Origin of the sequence: Helicobacter sp. MIT 99-5507, from assembly GCF_003364295.1 — a bacterium.
Classification (GTDB): Bacteria; Campylobacterota; Campylobacteria; order Campylobacterales; family Helicobacteraceae; genus NHYM01.
The window spans coordinates 62,380-81,776 of record NZ_NXLO01000004.1; the positions used below are offsets into that span (position 1 = coordinate 62,380).

The window sequence follows — 19,397 nt, forward strand, 5'->3', positions numbered from 1 at the left end:
CAGCAATGATAAAGTATGTTACAACTCCAATTTATTATGTAAATGACATTCCTCATATAGGACATGCTTATACAACTATATTGTGCGATATGTTTAAACGTTATCAAGTATTAAAGGGAAAAGAGTGTTTATTGCTAACAGGCACTGATGAACATGGACAAAAGATCGAGAGTTCTGCAAAAGCAAGAAATAAAACACCTAAAGAATATGTTGATGAAACTAGCTTTAAGTTTCAAAATTTATGGAATAAATTTGATATAGCATATGATTATTTTGTCCGCACTACAAATGAAGCACATGATATGGGTGTAAAAAGAGCATTTGAAGAAATGTATAAAAATGGTGATATTTACAAAGGACATTATGAAGGAAATTATTGTATTAGTTGTGAGACATTTTTTACGAAACGACAATTAGTTGATGGTATTTTTTGTCCTGATTGTGGTAAAGAAACAAATTCTATTAAAGAAGAAAGCTATTTTTTTAGATTAAGTAGGTATGAAAAGAAGCTACTTGATTGGTATAAAGCAAATCCAGATGTAATTATGCCACTTAATAAAAAAAGTGAGATTATCAACTTTATAGAAGGTGGGCTTAGTGATTTATCTATTACTAGAAGTGGTTTTAAATGGGGTATTAGTCTTCCGCCTTTTATAGATGATAGTAAGCATATTATGTATGTATGGTTGGATGCGCTGCTTAGTTATATTACTCCACTTGGTTATGGAAATGATATACCAAATAAAATTTATTTATTTAATAATGCTACTCATTTTGTGGGAAAAGATATATTAAGATTCCACGCTATTTATTGGCCTGCATTTTTGATGAGTTTAAATTTACCATTGCCAAAGCAAATATATGTTCATGGTTGGTGGACTATAGATGGTGTAAAAATGAGTAAAAGCATAGGAAATGTAGTAAATCCAGATGATATTGCAAATACTTATGGATTGGAGGTAATGAGATATTTCTTAATTCGTGAAGTTCCATTTGGTCAGGATGGTGATTTTAGTCATAAGGCTTTAGTCGATCGCGCTAATGCTGATCTTAGCGATACTTTAGGAAACCTCGTAAATCGCCTTCTTGGTATGAGTGAAAAATATTTTGATTTAAATATAGAATCTGAAAATTTTGATTATTTAAAGGATGAGATTAATGAAGTATCTACAATTATTAAATCATTAGAATCTTATATGACAAATATGACGCCTCATAAATATTTAGAAGAATTGTGGAAAATTTTTGATATAGCAAATGCAAGTATTGCAAAATATGAGCCTTGGGCGATGATGAAAGCAGGAAAAAAAGATGAAGTCCAAAGTCTTCTTGTATTTATTTCAAATATTTTATCAAAAGGGGCGTTGCTCTTTTATCCTATTTTGCCACATGCTGCACGAGAAATCATGAAATGTCTAAAAGTTGATTTTTCTTATTTTGGAAAACTAATAGAAGATGATGGATTGCTAAATAAATTTAGTCTAACAAAAATTCCTCCATTATTTCCAAAGTTAGAAATAAAAACATCAAATGTGATAGAGAAAAAAAGTGATATAAAAGAAGAAATAGATATTTCACAATTTAATAAGATTGATATTAGGGTGGGAAGAGTTGTTGAAGCTGATATACTAAAAGATTCTAGCAAGCTTTTAGTATTGAGGATTGATTTTGGTGAAAATGTAGGTATAAGACAAATAGTATCTGGCATAGCAAAGCATTATTCGCCAGATGAGCTAAAAGATATGCTTGTCTGTGCTATTATAAATCTAAAACCTGTAAAACTTATGGGAATCTTAAGTGAAGGTATGATTTTGAGTGCAGAAGATTCTAGCGGCATTTTGCGTCTAATTAGTGCTAATGATATTGAAGCTGGCAGTGTGGTTAGATAAGCTTTGTATCTTGATAACTTTGTAGAGATAATTTCAGGAAAAATTCTCAATTCACCTTGTATCTCATCGATAAATAAATTTACTTCAAAACTTGAATGCGTGCAAATAGGCGATGCTTTTATTGCTAAAAATCAAGATGATGCAAAAGAAGCTCTAAATCGCGGTGCATACGCTATCATAACTGATACTTATATGGATATGATAGATGATGAAGTTGCATGGATTTTAATAAGTGATATTGAAATGTCAATATTAAAATTTATCAAATATATTAGATTGATTAATCCTATTGAGATTATTTTTTTTGATGAAATATCAATTTTGCTTGCCAAAAATATCATAAGAGATAGAGAAGTAAGCATCGTATCAAGCATAGAAGAATTGCTAGAATCCTTGGATAAAAAATATATTATTATCAACTTTGATATTTTATTATTTGATATTTCTTATTTGCAAAATTATGATGATTATTTATTTTCTATTACTAGACAAACATTATTTGAGACAAGACTAGAATTTGATGGTGAATCATATAATCTAACCCTGCCAAATATTTTTATAAAAGATTTAAATAATGTCATTACATTTTGTATCAAAAAATTTATAAATATTATTTTGCATATTGATAGCAGTATTTTTCTACCAATATTTATTAGTTCAAATGCAACAATATCGAGTTATGGCTGTGGTATGAGATTTGTATATGGCACGATAGATTCTAATTTGATAAAACGATATATAGAATTTGTCCATAGTGCAACTTGGGGAAAATCATTGTGTATTACAAATAATAATTATGACAATATCGAATGTATTAATTTTTCATCTCTTCAATCCCTAAAAAAAATATTTAAAGATTGTAAGTATCATTTTTTTATTGTTGATGGTGTAAGACAAAATGAAATATTAAATGTCCTTCAATATGATATAGATTCTTCTAACCTTTTTGACTAATAAAATAAAATTGTAATAATCTAACTTTAATTAAGTATAATATTCAAGCTTGATATTGCTTAAGCTTGAATTTCTAATTTGAGGAGGAAGTTTGTCGATGAATAAGGTGTTTAGCTATGTATTGTGGGCTATAATAGCATTTATAGGAGCTAGTTGTTTTGCGGTATTAGCAATGCATACTGGTGAGAGTATCAATGCTATATGGTTTGTTGTGGCTGCTGTATGTATTTATGCAATTGCATATCGATTTTATAGTAAATATATTGCATTTAAGGTTTTAGAATTAGATGACAATAGGGCAACTCCTGCAGTTGTAAAAAATGATGGTAGAGATTTTGTTCCTACAAATAAAATAGTGTTATTTGGGCATCATTTTGCAGCAATTGCTGGTGCTGGTCCGCTTGTAGGTCCGATTCTAGCTGCACAAATGGGTTATTTGCCAAGTATGATTTGGCTTGTCGTTGGTGTTGTATTAGCTGGTGCTGTTCATGATTTTGTAGTGTTATTTTTATCAACAAGAAGAGATGGAAAATCTCTTGGTGAGATGATAAAAATGGAGCTTGGAAATGGTGTAGGAACAATTGCAATGATTGGAATCCTAGGCATTATGATGTTAATTATTGCAATACTTGCTCTTGTTGTTGTAAATGCACTAGCAGAATCTCCTTGGGGATTATTTACAATTGCAATGACTATTCCAATAGCAATATATATGGGAATCCATATGAGATTTTTAAGACCAGGAAAAATAGGCGAAGCAAGTATCATAGGCTTTGTATTATTAATCCTTGCTCTTTATTTTGGTAATCATATAGGACAAGATCCATATTGGAGTGCAGTATTTACAATAAGCAATATAAACTTAGCATATATTATGATAGCCTATGGTTTTATTGCTGCGATACTTCCTGTTTGGTTTTTGCTTGCACCAAGAGATTATTTAAGCACTTTTTTAAAGATTGGTGTTATTGTTATTATGGCTATTGCAATTTTGATTGTAAATCCACCGGTTGATATGCCAAAAATAACACAATATATAGATGGAACTGGTCCTGTTTTTGCTGGAAAACTTTTTCCATTCTTATTTATTACTATTGCTTGTGGTGCTATTAGTGGATTTCATGCTCTTATTTCTAGTGGAACAACTCCAAAAATGCTAGAGAAAGAAACTCATGCAAGAATGGTTGGATATGGCTCTATGCTTATGGAATCTGCAGTTGGTGTTATGGCTTTGATTGCTGCAATTATCCTTACTCCAGGTTTGTATTTTGCTATAAATGTTGCACCTGCTGGATTAGGAACTGCTGGTATGCAAAATTTAAATGTCATTACAAATCCTGATGCATATTTTGTTGCTGCTTCAGCTGCTGCAAATACTATCAATAGCTGGGCTAATGGAATCTTTAGTATCAGTGCAGATGATATTGTTGCATTTACTAAAGAGATAGGCGAGCCAAGCATTTTAAGTAGAACTGGTGGTGCACCTACATTTGCTATTGGTTTTGCAAGTATCATTGCTGAAATGCCATTGTTTAATGCTGGCAGTATGGCATTTTGGTATCACTTTGCTATTCTTTTTGAGGCATTATTTATTTTAACTGCTGTTGATGCTGGAACTCGTGCAGGTAGATTTATGGTGCAAGATGTATTAGGCAATGTTTATAAACCAATGAAAAATATTAGCTCATATCCTATGGGAATTATTGCAACTCTTATTTGTGTTGCTGCATGGGGATATATATTGTATCAAGGTATTACTGACCCACAAGGTGGAATAAAATCTCTATGGACATTATTTGGTGTTTCAAATCAACTTTTAGCAGGTATTGCGCTTTTACTTGGTGTTAGTGTGTTATTTAAAATGGGTAAAGGAAAACTTGCTTGGGTTGTTATTGTGCCTGTAGTATGGGTGCTTGTATCAACAATGACAGCTGGCGTTCAAAAACTACTTCCTGCAAATGGAGAAAAAATACATGATAGCGTAAGCCATGTTGCAGTTTATCAAATACAAAGTGCAAAAGCTAATGATTTATTAGCACAAGGCAATGAAGCAGCTGCTGCAAGTGCACAACTAATTGCAAATAATAACCTTATAAATGCAATACTATGTGCATTATTTATGGTTATTACATTGATTGTCCTTTTTGCAACACTTAAAGTATGTATAGTGGCAATAAAAGGAGGAAAACATAATCCACCGCTAGCAGAATCTCCATATTTAGATGCTAAGGATTATGAAGGTAAAATTGGTGCGCATGGGTGATATTTTAAAATCGATAAAAAAGATATATAAAAAATCTGATAGGTTTTTCCACCTTTTGGTGGGAATGCCAAGTTATGATAAATATTTAGAACATATGAAAATTCATCATCCAGATAAGATTCCAAAAACACAAAAGGAATTTTTTAAAGAGGCGATGGACAATAAATATGGTCCGGGTAGCTCAAAATGCTGATAATAAATAAGGGTAAAGTTTTACCACTACTTATAAAAACCCCAGCCTCAAACATAAGCAAAGTATCATAAAAAATAATATAGCTATACAAAAATAAACTTTCTTTTTTAAATAATAAAGTTAGACTTAAGTCTGTTATCATCACTTTTTTTAAATCCTTTTAAATGATAAAATTTAAATTTTTGTGATACTTTGCCCCAATATTTAGTATGACATGGAGATTCTAGATTACTTTGCAATATCCCTAATTTCACTATAAAACTTACTTATTTTATGGATATTTTGGGCTAAGATTAGAGAGATTTGACTTTGCTTATAATTTTATCTATTAGAATCTACTTGGCACTTTTATCCTAGTCAATCTAACGCCTCGATAGAATCTATTTAGGCTAATTTTTGGCTTATTTGATACTTTGTAATGAATATGTCTTAGATATTCTTTTATATCATTTTTTTTGATTTTTGTTAGATTCTCATATTTGTTTAATATATATTGTGGAATCTTTATGTTTTGATTATTAAATGACTTTGAGAGTTTATTATAAAATTTTTCAAATTTATTACAGCATAGCAATCCAAATACAAATGGAAGTCTGTGTTTTTTATACCATTCTAATCCCAAATCTATATAATCTTTATTTATTGTATGTCCTAGCTTATATTTGAGCGCTCTATCTCCTATTAGAATCTCACCATCAATTTTTAAAACAATAGACAAAGCATTTGAGCTTGCTGATTGATAGTCAAATTTATTACCATTTTTTATTGCAATAACACTCCACACTTCACCATATGATATTATCGCACTTTTGGTTTTTTTTGCTTTTATTCCTGCTATTGATGATATGAATCCTGCATCAATTCTTTTAAATAAAAATTCTTTATTTAGTTTTGCAGGATAATTTTTGTGATGATTGATGAATAATTTAAATGAACTTTGAGTTGGATATTTTTTTATAAAAATATCAAATGGTGCTAAATTTAGATAATTTATTTTTCCAAAACGCATTTATTCTCTTATTTTATTGTCTTACTCTTATGTATTCTATTTTTGTGCTTGCTTTTATTTTATCAAAATATTCATTAAGCAATTCATTTTCTTTCGCCTCTGCATATCTTTGCATTACATTTGGTTTGATCTCTTCAAATGGCATTAATTCTTTGTTTGTTTTTTCTTTTATAAAAAATACAATCAAAGTATTTCCAGAGTTTAAAACAGGTGTAAATTTTTTATCTGGTGTGTTTAAAAATATATTTATAATTTGTGGAGGTAGGCTTTTGATATCTATTTCTTCATCTTTTGATTGCACTTCGGGATTTACAATAAGCGGATTTGATAGAAATTGTTGCAATGCTGCATCATTTATCGATGTATAGCTTGTGACTTTTATAAGTGTTGGAAAGGTAAATAATTCTTGATTAGAATCATAATATTTTTTCAAATCTTCATCATTTGCTAGATTAATGTTTGTTTGTAATATTTTTTGCATTAATTCCCTATTTAATAAATGCTCTCTTAATTCATTTTTATAATCATCAAAATCAACACCTTGTGATTTTAGCGCATTTATTAATTCATCTCTTGTAATATTATTTGCAGAAGCAATATTGCTTATTTCTTCATTTAATTTTGCATCATCAATTTTTATACCAAGTCTTTTTATTTCATTTTCTCTTAATTTATCTCTTAATATTTGTTCTACTGCTTCTTTTTTTCTAATTTTTGCACTCTCTTGTAATTTATGTATTTCATGCATTGTTATTATATTGCCATTTACCTTGATTGCTATGCCATCTATTGTATTTGCCATTATTATTTCTAAAGCAAGTGATATAAATATTATAAATAATTTCATTATTTAACCTTTTTATTTAATAAATTCATCATTAAAGAAATTGATAATGCAATCTCTCATTTCTTTAGATTCTGTCAATGAATTGATTTTGATTCTAAATTCATGTGCATTTTGATGATTTTTAGCATAAGTATGTAAATTTTTTCTAAACATTATACATCCGCGTTCGCCATATTCATCAATCATATTGTCAAAATGCTCTAGCACTATATCTTTTTTTAGCAATTTTGGAAGTTCTTTTGTGTCGTATTTTAATTGATAAAATATCCAAGGTTCTTTTAGTGCAAATCTACCAATCATCACTCCATTTGCATTTGTAATCTTTAATACTTCTTTTGCTTTATCATAGGAATCTATCTCACCATTTGCAATAAGTGGAATCTTTATCTTTTCTTTAATAAGAGCAATCGCATTATAATCAATCTTTTCTTTTTTATATGCATCAATTTTTGTTCTTCCATGCACTACAACAAAATCCGCCCCACAATCATTAATCATGCTTGCAAGTTCAAGTGGAATCTTTTTATCAAAGCCAAGGCGAATTTTTATGCTTGTATATTTTTTGTTTGAATTGAGTTTTATTGTATTTACCAAGCTTGCAAGTAGATTTAAATCTTTTAATAATCCACTTCCATTACCATGAGAGCTTACTTTTGGTGCAGGGCAGCCACAATTTAGATCAATAATATCAATACCATCTTGTGTATTTAAAATATCAATGCTTCGCTTTATGATTTCTTTATTGTTGCCTGCAATTTGGACAGAAAATGGAGATTCAAGAGGGCTTTTTTTAATCATTCTTAGTGTTTTTTTTGAATTAAAACTAAGTGCATACGCACTTATCATCTCGCTTACACTTATATCTACACCAAATTTTTTTACCATACTCCTAAAAGGCAAATCTGTGTATCCAGCAAGTGGAGCTAACATTAATAGATTATTAAAATTAATCACTTGCTTTCCTCGTAATTTTATTTAAAAAATAAATCTGTTGGATAAGATTTTCCTGCTGCTTTTAAATCAAGATATGCACGTATATTTAAGAATTCATACGCAGGTTGTGCCCTTAGTCTTTCTTTTGCGCTATCTAGCATTTCTAATTCTAATAAAACATAGAAATATGCATTTTCTGCATTTTCATCATTATCAGCTAAATATTCAAATATTTTTATCCATGCATTTGGATCGAGTTTGCCCTTTGTGGATTTTACAAAATTTAGATAATCACCCTTTGTAAATTTTGCATTTTTGCACATATCACTTATTTCTTGGTTGCTTAAAGAGATTTTGCCTTCTATAAATATATTTAATAGCTCAAGCGTTATTTCTCTATCATAGCTTATTTGATCTTTGTATTTTTCTATCTCTTTACTAGGTGCATTTTTTATGAGTGCAATAAAAGCAAACTTTTTTAATTCATATATGTAATTTTTATTTTTTATTATTGGAAGTCCATTTTTATAGTTTTTTGAAATACTATTTTTTACATTTAATGTAAATAGAGAGCTTGTTTTAGGTATATTAAATTTATAGACATCTATTTCTTCACCACTTTTTAGATTTGAATACATTGCTAATAATTTTTTTATTTCTGCATTTTGGCATTCTGTAGAATCTTGCTTTGGTGATATATCAAATTGATCTATTATGTCCCCTATTTCTTTAAATAAGCTTGTTTTTAGGATTAGATTCTCATCTTTTCTTTCTATGATTTTATTTTTAACTTTTTGTATAAAGGTTTTTTTGTCGTTTTTTATTGCATTATTGCTTAAAAATTTTCCCATTCTATCTGAAAAGATAAATATAATAGTAATAAAGAAAAATGTATAGATTATTATTACAACCCAAAGTGCAACAGGCATATCATATGTCAAATTGCTAAAAGGTAGTGTATATTCAAATGTAGTACTATCAAGATTGTATATATAAAGACCAAGTAAAGCACCAAGTATTAGTATTGTTAGTGGATAGTATTTATAAAACATTCATTGTCCTTTTATTTTTACTTTTTGTTTTTTCATATATTTCTCTGCAAGTTATACAGAATCTTGCATAAGGTTTTGCCCTTAGACGTCTTATATCAATATTTTTGTTACACATTTCACATTTTCCATATTGATTATTTTCTATCTTTTTTATTGCCCTATTTATATCTTCTAAATACATATTATTATTTTTTAATATATTTTCATCAACATATGCTATTGATTTAAAACTACTGATATCAGCTTCTTCGCTTGTACTTATGCTATTTAGAGTATTAATAGTGTCATTGGAATCTTTTATAGAATTTATAGCATTACTTTTTAATAAATTAAGTTTATTTTTTAGTTCCTCAATCTCTCTTTTTCGCATATTACTCCTTTATTCTTTATGATATGGGTGATTGTTTATGATGCATAATGCTCTAAATATTTGTTCAAATATAATAATTTTTGTGATTTTATAGCTAAAAGTAAGTTTGCTTAGTGATATATTTGTAGTTTTTGATAAAAATGTATCATCAAAACCATATGAACCACCAATAAAAAAATTTATTTCATTTTTATCTCTTAAGAGATTACTAAACTCAAATGTGCTTACTTCTTTGCCATTTGGGTGAAGTGCTATATTTGGCACATTATGTTTAAGATATTTACTAAATTCTATTCCATAAGATTCTTTTGCACTTATAGCAGAATCTTTTTGTGCTTTTTGTATATTAGCATTAAATATGCTTATATCTTCCACTGTTACCCCAAATTGTTTAATTTGTTTTATAAATTCATCACATTTATTTTGTTTTTTTGCTATTGAGTAAATTTTTATTTTCATTTGTTAGCATTTCTAATAAATCACTTAAAGTCTTTTTTAATTCTTTTCTATGGACTACCATATCAAGCAGTCCGTGTTCTAAGAGAAATTCTGCTGTTTGGAATCCTTGTGGTAAATCTTCACCTATTGTTTGTTTTATCACTCTAGCTCCTGCAAAGCCTATTGTAGCTCCTGGTTCTGCTATGATAATATCACCTAAAAATGCAAATGACGCACTAACGCCACCCATCGTAGGATCTGTCAAAATAGAAATATAAGGAAGATTAGCCTTGGATAATTTATCCAGGGCGGCACTTGTTTTTGCCATTTGCATTAAAGAAAATGTGCTCTCTTGCATTCTTGCTCCACCACTTGATGAGCAAATTATCAATCCTTGTCTTTTTTCAATCGCTCTATTGATAGCTCGAAGTATTTTTTCACCCTCAACTGATGCAAGACTTCCACCCATAAATTCAAAATCAAAGATTACAGTTTGCACATCTATTCCATTGATTTTTCCTTCTATGCTTATTGCTGAACTCTCTCTTCCACCTGTTTTTTTTGCATATTCTTCGATTCTTTGTTTATAGCTTTTTTTATCTACAAAATTTAGCGGATCAGTAGGCAATAGATTCCTATCATGTTCTATTGTGCTACCTTCATCAAAGATTAATTTTATCCTATCAAGGACATTTATCCTAAAGTGATAATTACATTTTGGACATACAGAGTTTTGACTTAGCACCTCTTTATAATACATCAATGCATTGCATGAATTGCATTTTATCCATTGTGTTTGTGTTTCTTTTGGTGCAGTTTCTGTTGGTATTTGCTTATTTTTTTTATTAAAAATTCCTAAAGCCACACTCCTTGCCTCCCCTATATAAAAGTTTTGAAAATATTATCAAATAACTTCTTATCTTTACTAAGTTAGTAAAATATATATTTTAGTATCATTAAAATAATTTGTTAATTAAAGATTTATGGAGTTATTTTTTGCAAGGATTTATAAGTGGCATTACGAAGCTAAAAAATGAAGATATCATAGTCCAAATCATCACACAAAATAAATTTTTGAGTTTATATCGATTTTATGGGCTTAGGCATAGCATTATTAGTATTGGTCGCAAAATCGATTTTGATATAGAATATAACGGACAATTTATTCCAAAATTACGCAATATTATACAGCTTGGATTTGCTTATGAGAGTGATTTTACTAAGCTTTATTATTGGCAGCAATTTTTAAAGCTATTAAACAATCATCTACGCGATACAGAAGATATTCCTAGTTTTTATTTTGAAATGCTAAATAATGGCGCTATTATCTTAAATAAGCAGAATCCATCAAGGGTATTAATAGAAATGTATGTAAAATTACTGCATTTTGAAGGCAGATTAAGTTTGGATTCTAATTGTTTTATTTGTAATGAGGAATTATCTAACAAAATAGCTGTAACTAGAGGATTTCTATGCGCTCATAATAGTTGCCTAATAAATAATATTGAAGTAATTGATAAAGATTTATTTTTTGGTTTTATTAAGCTTAAAAAAAGCATATTTCTAAATGATAGTGAAGTTGAATACTTATTGAACGCACTTTTGCTTGGAATCTAAAATAAAATTTTAAAGCTTATAGCAATAAGATTTAGCCTTCTTTTTAAGTGAAATAATGATATTTCTAAGAATCTAGAATCTAAAGGATTTTAGATTCTATTTAGCCTTGCTTCTTGCGATTTTTCTTTGTTTTGCTGCTTCATAACGCCTTTTATCTTCTTTTGTTGTTGGTATTAGTTGATCGATTTCTAGTGGTATTCCATCTGGATCTAGTGCTACCATCGTAAAATACGAACTATTTGTATGTGTTGCTGTCCTATTTTTTATATCTTCACTTATTACTTTTATACCTACTTCCATTGAGCTTTTTCCTGTATAATTTACTCTAGCTAGAAAAGTCACTAGATTTCCAATTGGGACAGGTTGTCTAAAACTCACACTATCTACATACACAGTCACTACATCAACACCGCAATATCTAGTCGCACATGCATAAGCTACTTGATCTAGCATCCTCATAATATGTCCGCCATGGACAACACCGCTAAAATTAGCCAAATCTGGTGACATCAAAATAGTCATAGATAAAGATCGTCTATCAAAAATATCTTCCATAACTCTAACCCCTAAAATGATAATTTTGTAATGATAATTTTATTTTATTATTAAAATTTTGGATATTAACAAACTATTAAAACTAGATATTAATAAAGCTTAATAATAAAAAAGTAACACTCTAAAATAATCTGCTTATATTGTATAATTTTATAGAAAAAGTTATCAAGGAATAGCATTGAAAAATATACTTTTTACTGGTGCAGCCGGATATATCGGCTCTTGTAGTGCTTATCATTTTTTGAAAAATACTTCTTGTAATATTTTTATCATTGATAATTTAAGCAGTGGTTTTGTAGAAAATATTAGTTTCTTAGAATCTAATTTCAAAGATAGAATCTGCTTTATCAACCTTGATTTAAATAATACTTGTGCATTAAAAAAAATATTACAACAAAATAAATTTGATTGTGTAGTGCATTTTGCTGCTTCTTTAATCGTCCCAGAATCTGTTGTAAATCCGCTTTTGTATTATTCAAACAACACTAAAAATACGCTAAATTTGATTTCATTATGTATAGAATCTAAGATAAATAAATTTATTTTTAGTTCTACTGCTGCAGTTTATGGTGAGCCAAAAGTATTGCCTGTAAAGGAAGATTCTATGTTGGTTCCTATAAATCCTTATGGCACTTCTAAAATGATGAGCGAGATGATTTTAAGAGACACATCGATTGCATATAAAGATTTTAATTTTGTTGCACTCAGATATTTTAATGTAGCAGGTGCATTAAGTGATAGTGATTTTAAAAACAAATTTGGACTTGGACAAAGAAGCAAAAATGCTACACATCTAATAAAAGTAGCTTGTGAATGTGCTGTTGGAAAAAGAGAGAGTATAAGCATTTTTGGTGATGATTATGATACAAAAGATGGTAGTTGTATTCGAGATTATATTCATATTGATGATTTAGCATTAGCACATTTAAGTGCTTATGAATTCTTAGATTCTCATAAAAAAAGTGAAGTTTTTAATGTCGGATATGGCAGTGGATATAGCGTAAAAGAAGTGATTGATATTGTAAAAGAAGTTAGTGGAGTTGATTTTAGAGTAGTGCAAGGTAAAAGGCGAGAAGGCGATCCAGCAAAACTAATATCTGATAATGCAAAAATCTTAAAAGAGACTTCTTGGAAGCCAAAATATAATGATTTAAGACTGATTGCAAAAAGTGCATATTTATGGGAGTGTGCTCTAAAGGATGAAAATGCCTAAATATGAGATTGTATATTTTTGCGAGGTATTTTTTCTATCACTCATTATTGCATTTGTAGTTGATAGTTTTATCATACGATACGCACAAAAAAGTGGTTTGTTACTTGATAGAGATTCTTCTATAAAACCACAAAAAATGCATTATGGTGATATTCCTAGAGCAGGCGGAATAGGCATATTTCTAGCTCTTTGTTTTATTATTTTCTTTGGATTAAAATACTTTAATCTTTTACTATTTATTCCTATATGTTTGGTATTTTTAAGTGGAGTATTAGAAGATATAAAAAATTCTCTAAGCCCAAAACAGCGGCTTTTATTACAAGTTTTAGCCTCTATTAGCGCGATTTATTTTTTTGATTGTGTGATTACTGATATTGGATTATCTTTGCCTTATTATATTGGTGTTATTTTTAGTGTATTTTGTATTGTTGGGATTATTAATGCTATAAATATTATCGATGGTTTCAATGGATTAGCTGGAGGATTTAGCATTCTTGCATTGCTAAGTATTACATTTGTTTCATATATCGTTGGTGATATAAAAATATTTTATATTTGCATTGGGCTTATTGGCGGAATCTTGGGTTTTTTACTTTTAAATTTTCCAAAAGGCAGAATCTTTTTAGGTGATGGTGGAGCATACTTGGTTGGCTTCATCTTGGCGTTTTTGCTTATTTTGCTTACTCAAAATAAAGATAATGGAGTTAGCCCATGGTATGGAATCTGCATTATGATATATCCTATTTTTGAAGTCCTATTTTCTATTTATAGAAAGAAAATAATACGCTCTATGTCTGCTATGGAGCCAGATTCTATTCATTTTCATATGTTGATTTATAAGCGAATAACTCGCTCAAATTATAAAACTTCAATATTAATATGGATTTTAAATATTCCATTTATATTTTTACCAATTTTATTTTTTGATAATACATTTATGCTTATTGCTATTTCTATAGTTTTTATTTTTATTTATTTATTTATTTATTTTAGAATTATTAAATTTGCAGGGATAAAATTGCTTTAAAGAGAAATTAAATAAAAATTCATAATTTTGTTTTACAATTTTTTCTATATAAATTTATTTTTAAAAAGAGAATCTTTATGAGAACTATTTTTATTTTGTTTATATTTTTTTTAACGCTAAAAGCAGATTTTTTAGGTAACTTTTATATGGAGTTACAAAAGCTTAAGCTTTCAAGAGAGCAGCAAATACAGCTAAATAATGCCGTAAGAAAGCATCACTCATTTTTATACAAATGGTATGATGATTTCAATAAAGTCAATAATGAGATTGTAGATAGTTTTTCAAACTCATCACTTAGTGCAGATTCTGCTATACTTAATAGAAGCATAGATTTGGAGTCTCAAAGAGTTTCAGCTGAAAGAAACTTTTTGCTTAATGTATATGAGATATTAAATAAAGAGCAAAGAGCGATTTTTGGTGAAAAGATTAGAGAAAGAGAAAATTATAGTAGAATCTTGCAAAATAGGTTTGAAAATTCACAAAGACTTCGTCAAGCTGAAAATAGTGGCAATCCGTTTGAAGAAATAGGAAAATAGAGATTGAATTTTGGAGCATTTATGACACATAAATTATTATTGATTGAAGATGATTTGGAGATGCAAGGACTTATAGTAGCATATTTGACTCAATCAAAATATCAAGTGATTGCGACACATTTGCCAAGTAAGGCATTAGAAATATTAGAAGGCAAAAATAATATAGATTTAATCATACTAGATTTAACACTTCCTGAAATGGATGGATTTAAACTCTGCAAAAAGATTCGGGCAATCACACAAGTGCCAATTATTATATCAAGTGCTAGAAGTGATATTTTTAATAAAGTAGAGGGATTTGAAAGAGGCGCAGATGACTACCTTGCAAAACCATATGAACCTGTTGAGTTATTAGCGCGCATAAATGCAATGTTAAGAAGATTAAAACCAAAAAATCTTGAATTTGGAAATATGGGCATAAATATAGAACAAAGAAATGTCTTTATTGATGGAGTAAATGTAGATTTGACACCAACTGAATTTGATATATTGCTTTTTTTGATAGAAAATAGACAAAAACCTATGAGTAGGGAACAGATTGCAAATAGCATTTCTGCTATAAATGAAGATTCTACACTAAGAAGTATCGATACGCATATAAGAAATATTAGATTTAAGATTAATGATAATGCAAAAGAACCAAGATTTATACAATCAGTTTGGGGGATAGGGTATAGATTTTGCAGTTAAAACATGAATTTGTAATTATAATATTTGTGTTATTTTTCATCACTATAGCTTTTTTTATACAAACAGATAAGATTTTGAAAGAAAGCCAAGATGATAGATTAAAAAGCGAAATGATTGTTTTTGTGCAAACTTTGATGCCTTATTATTTAAGCGGTAATCTTGATGCTGTTTATAGAATAGGAAATAGTTTTGGATATACACAAGTTGTAGATGTCCCTAAAAATGCGACTACATTGTATGAAGATTTTAATAATATGCTATATTTTAGAATCTTCTCTTATGATTCTTTTATGGGCTTTAGTATAGTTTTTTTAGATAATAAAATCACCTTTGTTAGGCTTGTAAGCAGCAATGAGTGGGATAATTATAAGACTATAGTATTATTATTTCACTTAAGTATTATTGCGCTTCTTGCATTTTTCTTATTTCACAAAGTGCTTCGTCCGCTAAATAGATTAAAAAATGCGATTGATGAATTGAAAGCTGGAATCTATGCAAAAATGCTTACTACAAATCAAAAAGATGAAATAGGGCAATTAATGCTTGCTTTTAATGAAATGAATGAAAAAATATCTCGCCTCATTAAAGCAAGAGAGCTCATCACTAGAAATATCGCACATGAGTTAAAAACGCCACTTGCAAAAATAAAATTATCACTTAGCTTAAAAAATGGAGATGAGCTAAAAAAAGATTTAAATCGATATATAGATTCTCTTGATAGGATTAGTCAAAATATGCTTGAATATGAGAGAATCCAAGAGGGAGATTTTAGATTAAATTTTAGTGAATTTATGAGTGAGAGCGTGATATTTGAAGCATTGCGTGATTTTGAAAATGAAAAAATAGTATTGAATGTCATTAAAAGTGTCAAGATACATGGTGATTTAAGATTAATTAGCATTGCTGTTAAAAATTTGATAGAAAATGCAATCAAATATAGCGATGATGGTGTTGTTAATATAGAATTGAGTGAAAAAGGTATTATGTTTTGCAATAATGGTAAAAAATTGCAAAATGATATATTGTATTATTTCGAACCATTTTATCGCGGTGAGATTATAAAAAGTGGATATGGGCTTGGATTGTCGATTGTAAATGAGATTGTTAAATTACATAAAATGAATATCGAGTATAGCTATAGTGGTAATACACATATATTTTATATAAGATTCTAATGGAGATATAAAATTTGAAAAATATAAATTTTGTATATGAAAACAAAGAGCAGCTACAGAATAAACTTAGTATTTTTAGTGATGAAAAAAATATTTTAATACAGATTTTTGATGGAAAATTTGATATTGCCTTTACAAACGATGTCATTAAGAACCTAATTGAAATATTGCCTCATAGTGAGATTATGCTAAGTAGCACTATTGCTGGAATCGCAGATTCTAATGTATATGAAGGTAAAATTACTATTTCTGTATCGATTTTTAAAAAAACAAAAATAAAAGTTCTTAGCTTTTATGGTGATGATGATAATGCAATCGCAAAACAAATCATAGGCAATATAAGCAAAGATACAAAATTATTGATTTTATTTGGTGATAATAATAAAGCTGATTGCAAAGTAGTGCTGGATAATATAGCCTTGCAATCTCCAGAGACTATTGTTTCAGGTGGTGTCGCAGGTGATGATTTAAGCAATAGTCATATATATCTTGGTGATAAAAGTGGAGTTGGAGAGTTTTCATTTGTATGTGTGATACTTGATTCGACTGATTTGAAAGTATATACAGATTTTATATTTGAATTTATAAATATTGGCACTGCTATGACGATAACAAGCATTGGCGATGGCGGTATAGTAAAGACCATAAATAATATTCCTGTAAGAGAAATATATAGAAAATATCTTGGTGATTTGGTGGCTGATAACTTGCCTATGAGTAGTTTTGAATTTCCTCTTACATTATTCGAAAATGGAATGCTTGTCGGCAAGGTAGTAACAGAAATATTTGATGATGGTTCTGCTAGATATTCAAGCGACATTAAGCTTGGGTCAAAAGTCAGCTTTGGTGTCAGGTCTATCATTGATACAACAAACAAAGTAGTCAGCCAAATAAATAATTTAAAAGAATTGAACATAGAGGGAATTTATTTATATTTATGTATTACCAGATATATTTATTTTAAAACTACCGGATTGCAATCACATCAAGTAGAAAAATTTGACAGTATCGCACCATCTGGCGGCTTCTTTGCTTATGGTGAGTTTTTCCATAGTAAAAATAAAAATCATGTATTTAATGTTTCTAGCTCACTTGTGGCGTTAAGTGAGGGTTGTGAAGAGATAAATAATATTAAATCTATAGAATCTCCTACTTCAATATTTAATCAAAATGATATGGCTATATATAGCATAAGTCATTTAGCCAATGTTGTAAATGATGATTATAGGGCTATGGTAAAGGTGTTTGGGCAATATAAGGAGCTTTTAGAAGAAAGCTCTATAATATTGTATATAGATAAGCATGGTGTGATAATAGGTGTCAATGAAGCATTTTTAGCGACTTCCAAATATCAAAAGAGTGATATTATAGGAGAGAGATTATCAAGATTTATATATGAAGATAGCAAATCTACTATTCAAGTGATTTGGAATTGTATTAAAGATAATAAAACTTGGCATGGAAATATAAAGAATCTCGCAAAAGATGGGAGTATTTTTTATACAAGGACTACTATAAAGCCAATAGTTGATTCTAAAAATAATTTATTGATGTATATTTGTAGCATGGATGATGTTACAGAGTATGAGTTTAAAAATCAATCTTTTGAACATAGTATCAATTCAGTTGTAGAAATATCACTTGAAAAAGAAAAAATAATACAAGAATACCAAAGTCTATTAGATAGAAGCACTGCGATGATTAAAATAAAAAATTATTGTTTTGTGGAAGTAAATCAATATTTTGAACAAATTGTAGGCTATACAAGAAATGAAATTTTAAATAAACCTATATCATTATTATTGGATATACCAAAAGATAATATTCAAAATTTTATTGCTGAAAATGAAAAGATTCTCTATACAAAAGGTTTTGTCAATCTAAACTTAACTTGTCTTGCTAAAAATGGAAATAAGTTGCATATACAGGCTTATTTAATGGGTGTAAATATTGAAAATATAGAAGAGAGAGAAATCATTGGAATCTTGCATAATACTACAGAAATATACACAATGCAAAAAGAATTAGAAAATATTCAAAAAGAAATTATTTATGCTATGGGTGCAATTAGTGAAGGGCGAAGTAGAGAAACAGGAAATCATGTAAAAAGAGTTGCTGAATATTCGTATCTTTTAGCTAAATTATATGGATTAGATGAAGAACAAGCAAAGTTACTAAAAATCGCCTCTCCAATGCATGATATAGGAAAGATAGCAATTCCTGATGCAATTTTAAATAAGCCTGGCAAACTTACAGATGAAGAATTTGAAATCATGAAAACACACGCCCAAAAAGGCTATGATATGCTTCATTATTCTGATAGAGATATTCTAAAAGCAAGTGCAGAGATAGCCGTAACTCACCATGAATGGTGGAATGGAAAAGGATATCCAAATAAACTTAGCGGAGAGGAAATACCGCTATTTGGCAGGATTACGGCTGTAGCAGATGTCTTTGATGCATTAAGTAATGATAGATGTTATAAAAAAGCATGGCCTATGCAAGAAGTAATAGAACATATGCTTAAATTGAGAAATGTCCAATTCCAAGGTGAGTTGGTTGATCTATTGGTTGAAAATTTGGATAAATTCATAAACATAAAAGATAAATTTGCAGATAAGTTTTAATCATTCTTT

19 protein-coding genes are annotated in these 19,397 nt (G+C 28.9%); 11 read left to right on the top strand and 8 right to left on the bottom strand.

The window, feature by feature from the left end; all coding sequences use genetic code 11:
- Positions 1-5 precede the first annotated feature (5 nt).
- The 4 genes from metG (at position 6) to kcuS (ending at position 5,299) form a co-directional block, all read left to right on the top strand.
- Positions 6-1,889: a methionine--tRNA ligase gene (gene metG / locus CQA42_RS07065; RefSeq protein ID WP_115584189.1), complete on the top strand. Its 1,884-nt coding sequence runs from the start codon at positions 6-8 to the stop codon at positions 1,887-1,889.
- A gap of 3 nt (positions 1,890-1,892) precedes the next feature.
- On the top strand, positions 1,893-2,843 hold the full coding sequence (locus tag CQA42_RS07070) for a hypothetical protein (protein WP_115583995.1): 951 nt from the start codon (positions 1,893-1,895) through the stop codon (positions 2,841-2,843).
- Positions 2,844-2,940: 97 nt separating this feature from the next.
- Entirely contained in the window at positions 2,941-5,106 is a 2,166-nt protein-coding gene (locus tag CQA42_RS07075) for a carbon starvation CstA family protein (protein WP_115583996.1), read from the top strand.
- On the top strand, positions 5,099-5,299 hold the full coding sequence (gene kcuS / locus CQA42_RS07080; RefSeq protein WP_115583997.1) for a KCU-star family selenoprotein: 201 nt from the start codon (positions 5,099-5,101) through the stop codon (positions 5,297-5,299). The genes CQA42_RS07075 and kcuS overlap by 8 nt, the downstream gene beginning before the upstream one ends.
- A gap of 328 nt (positions 5,300-5,627) precedes the next feature.
- Here kcuS and CQA42_RS07085 read toward each other — a convergent pair whose 3' ends face one another.
- Genes CQA42_RS07085 through accD form a run of 7 tightly spaced genes read right to left on the bottom strand, consistent with a single transcriptional unit; the run spans position 5,628 to position 10,813 of the window.
- Positions 5,628-6,308 (bottom strand): MqnA/MqnD/SBP family protein, encoded by a 681-nt coding sequence (locus CQA42_RS07085; RefSeq protein WP_115583998.1) that lies wholly within the window; start codon positions 6,306-6,308, stop codon positions 5,628-5,630.
- A gap of 13 nt (positions 6,309-6,321) precedes the next feature.
- The gene (locus tag CQA42_RS07090; RefSeq protein ID WP_115583999.1) at positions 6,322-7,155 is read right to left on the bottom strand and encodes a peptidylprolyl isomerase; all 834 of its coding nucleotides are present in this window, start codon (positions 7,153-7,155) and stop codon (positions 6,322-6,324) included.
- Between the two features lie 12 nt (positions 7,156-7,167).
- Positions 7,168-8,085 carry a tRNA dihydrouridine synthase gene (locus tag CQA42_RS07095; RefSeq protein WP_408941444.1) on the bottom strand — a complete coding sequence of 306 codons (918 nt, stop codon included), beginning with the start codon at positions 8,083-8,085 and terminating at the stop codon, positions 7,168-7,170.
- 41 nt (positions 8,086-8,126) lie between these two features.
- Positions 8,127-9,140, bottom strand: coding sequence for a hypothetical protein (locus CQA42_RS07100; RefSeq protein ID WP_115584001.1), 1,014 nt, complete (start codon positions 9,138-9,140; stop codon positions 8,127-8,129).
- Complete coding sequence (locus CQA42_RS07105) at positions 9,130-9,510, bottom strand: TraR/DksA C4-type zinc finger protein (protein WP_115584002.1); 381 nt, start codon at positions 9,508-9,510, stop codon at positions 9,130-9,132. The genes CQA42_RS07100 and CQA42_RS07105 overlap by 11 nt, the downstream gene beginning before the upstream one ends.
- Positions 9,511-9,519: 9 nt before the next feature.
- Entirely contained in the window at positions 9,520-9,969 is a 450-nt protein-coding gene (locus tag CQA42_RS07110) for a 23S rRNA (pseudouridine(1915)-N(3))-methyltransferase RlmH (RefSeq protein ID WP_115584003.1), read from the bottom strand.
- Positions 9,929-10,813 carry an acetyl-CoA carboxylase, carboxyltransferase subunit beta gene (gene accD / locus CQA42_RS07115; RefSeq protein ID WP_115584004.1) on the bottom strand — a complete coding sequence of 295 codons (885 nt, stop codon included), beginning with the start codon at positions 10,811-10,813 and terminating at the stop codon, positions 9,929-9,931. Before accD ends, CQA42_RS07110 begins: the two co-directional genes overlap by 41 nt.
- A gap of 131 nt (positions 10,814-10,944) precedes the next feature.
- On the opposite strand from accD, the gene recO reads away from it, so the two are divergent.
- Positions 10,945-11,565 carry a recombination protein RecO gene (recO, locus tag CQA42_RS07120; protein ID WP_181881520.1) on the top strand — a complete coding sequence of 207 codons (621 nt, stop codon included), beginning with the start codon at positions 10,945-10,947 and terminating at the stop codon, positions 11,563-11,565.
- A 96-nt stretch (positions 11,566-11,661) separates the two neighbouring features.
- On the opposite strand, the gene CQA42_RS07125 is transcribed toward recO, so the two are convergent.
- Positions 11,662-12,120 (bottom strand): acyl-CoA thioesterase, encoded by a 459-nt coding sequence (locus CQA42_RS07125; RefSeq protein ID WP_115584006.1) that lies wholly within the window; start codon positions 12,118-12,120, stop codon positions 11,662-11,664.
- 178 nt (positions 12,121-12,298) lie between these two features.
- On the opposite strand from CQA42_RS07125, the gene galE reads away from it, so the two are divergent.
- From galE to CQA42_RS07155, 6 genes are all read left to right on the top strand, one after another.
- Positions 12,299-13,333, top strand: coding sequence for a UDP-glucose 4-epimerase GalE (gene galE / locus CQA42_RS07130; protein ID WP_115584007.1), 1,035 nt, complete (start codon positions 12,299-12,301; stop codon positions 13,331-13,333).
- Positions 13,326-14,360, top strand: coding sequence for a glycosyltransferase family 4 protein (locus CQA42_RS07135; RefSeq protein ID WP_181881521.1), 1,035 nt, complete (start codon positions 13,326-13,328; stop codon positions 14,358-14,360). Before galE ends, CQA42_RS07135 begins: the two co-directional genes overlap by 8 nt.
- Before the next feature lie 77 nt (positions 14,361-14,437).
- Entirely contained in the window at positions 14,438-14,896 is a 459-nt protein-coding gene (locus CQA42_RS07140; protein WP_115584009.1) for a hypothetical protein, read from the top strand.
- 21 nt (positions 14,897-14,917) lie between these two features.
- Positions 14,918-15,586, top strand: coding sequence for a response regulator transcription factor (locus CQA42_RS07145; protein ID WP_115584190.1), 669 nt, complete (start codon positions 14,918-14,920; stop codon positions 15,584-15,586).
- Positions 15,577-16,761 carry an ATP-binding protein gene (locus CQA42_RS07150; protein ID WP_115584010.1) on the top strand — a complete coding sequence of 395 codons (1,185 nt, stop codon included), beginning with the start codon at positions 15,577-15,579 and terminating at the stop codon, positions 16,759-16,761. Before CQA42_RS07145 ends, CQA42_RS07150 begins: the two co-directional genes overlap by 10 nt.
- 14 nt (positions 16,762-16,775) lie before the next feature.
- Complete coding sequence (locus CQA42_RS07155) at positions 16,776-19,388, top strand: HD domain-containing phosphohydrolase (protein WP_115584011.1); 2,613 nt, start codon at positions 16,776-16,778, stop codon at positions 19,386-19,388.
- Positions 19,389-19,397 lie beyond the last annotated feature (9 nt).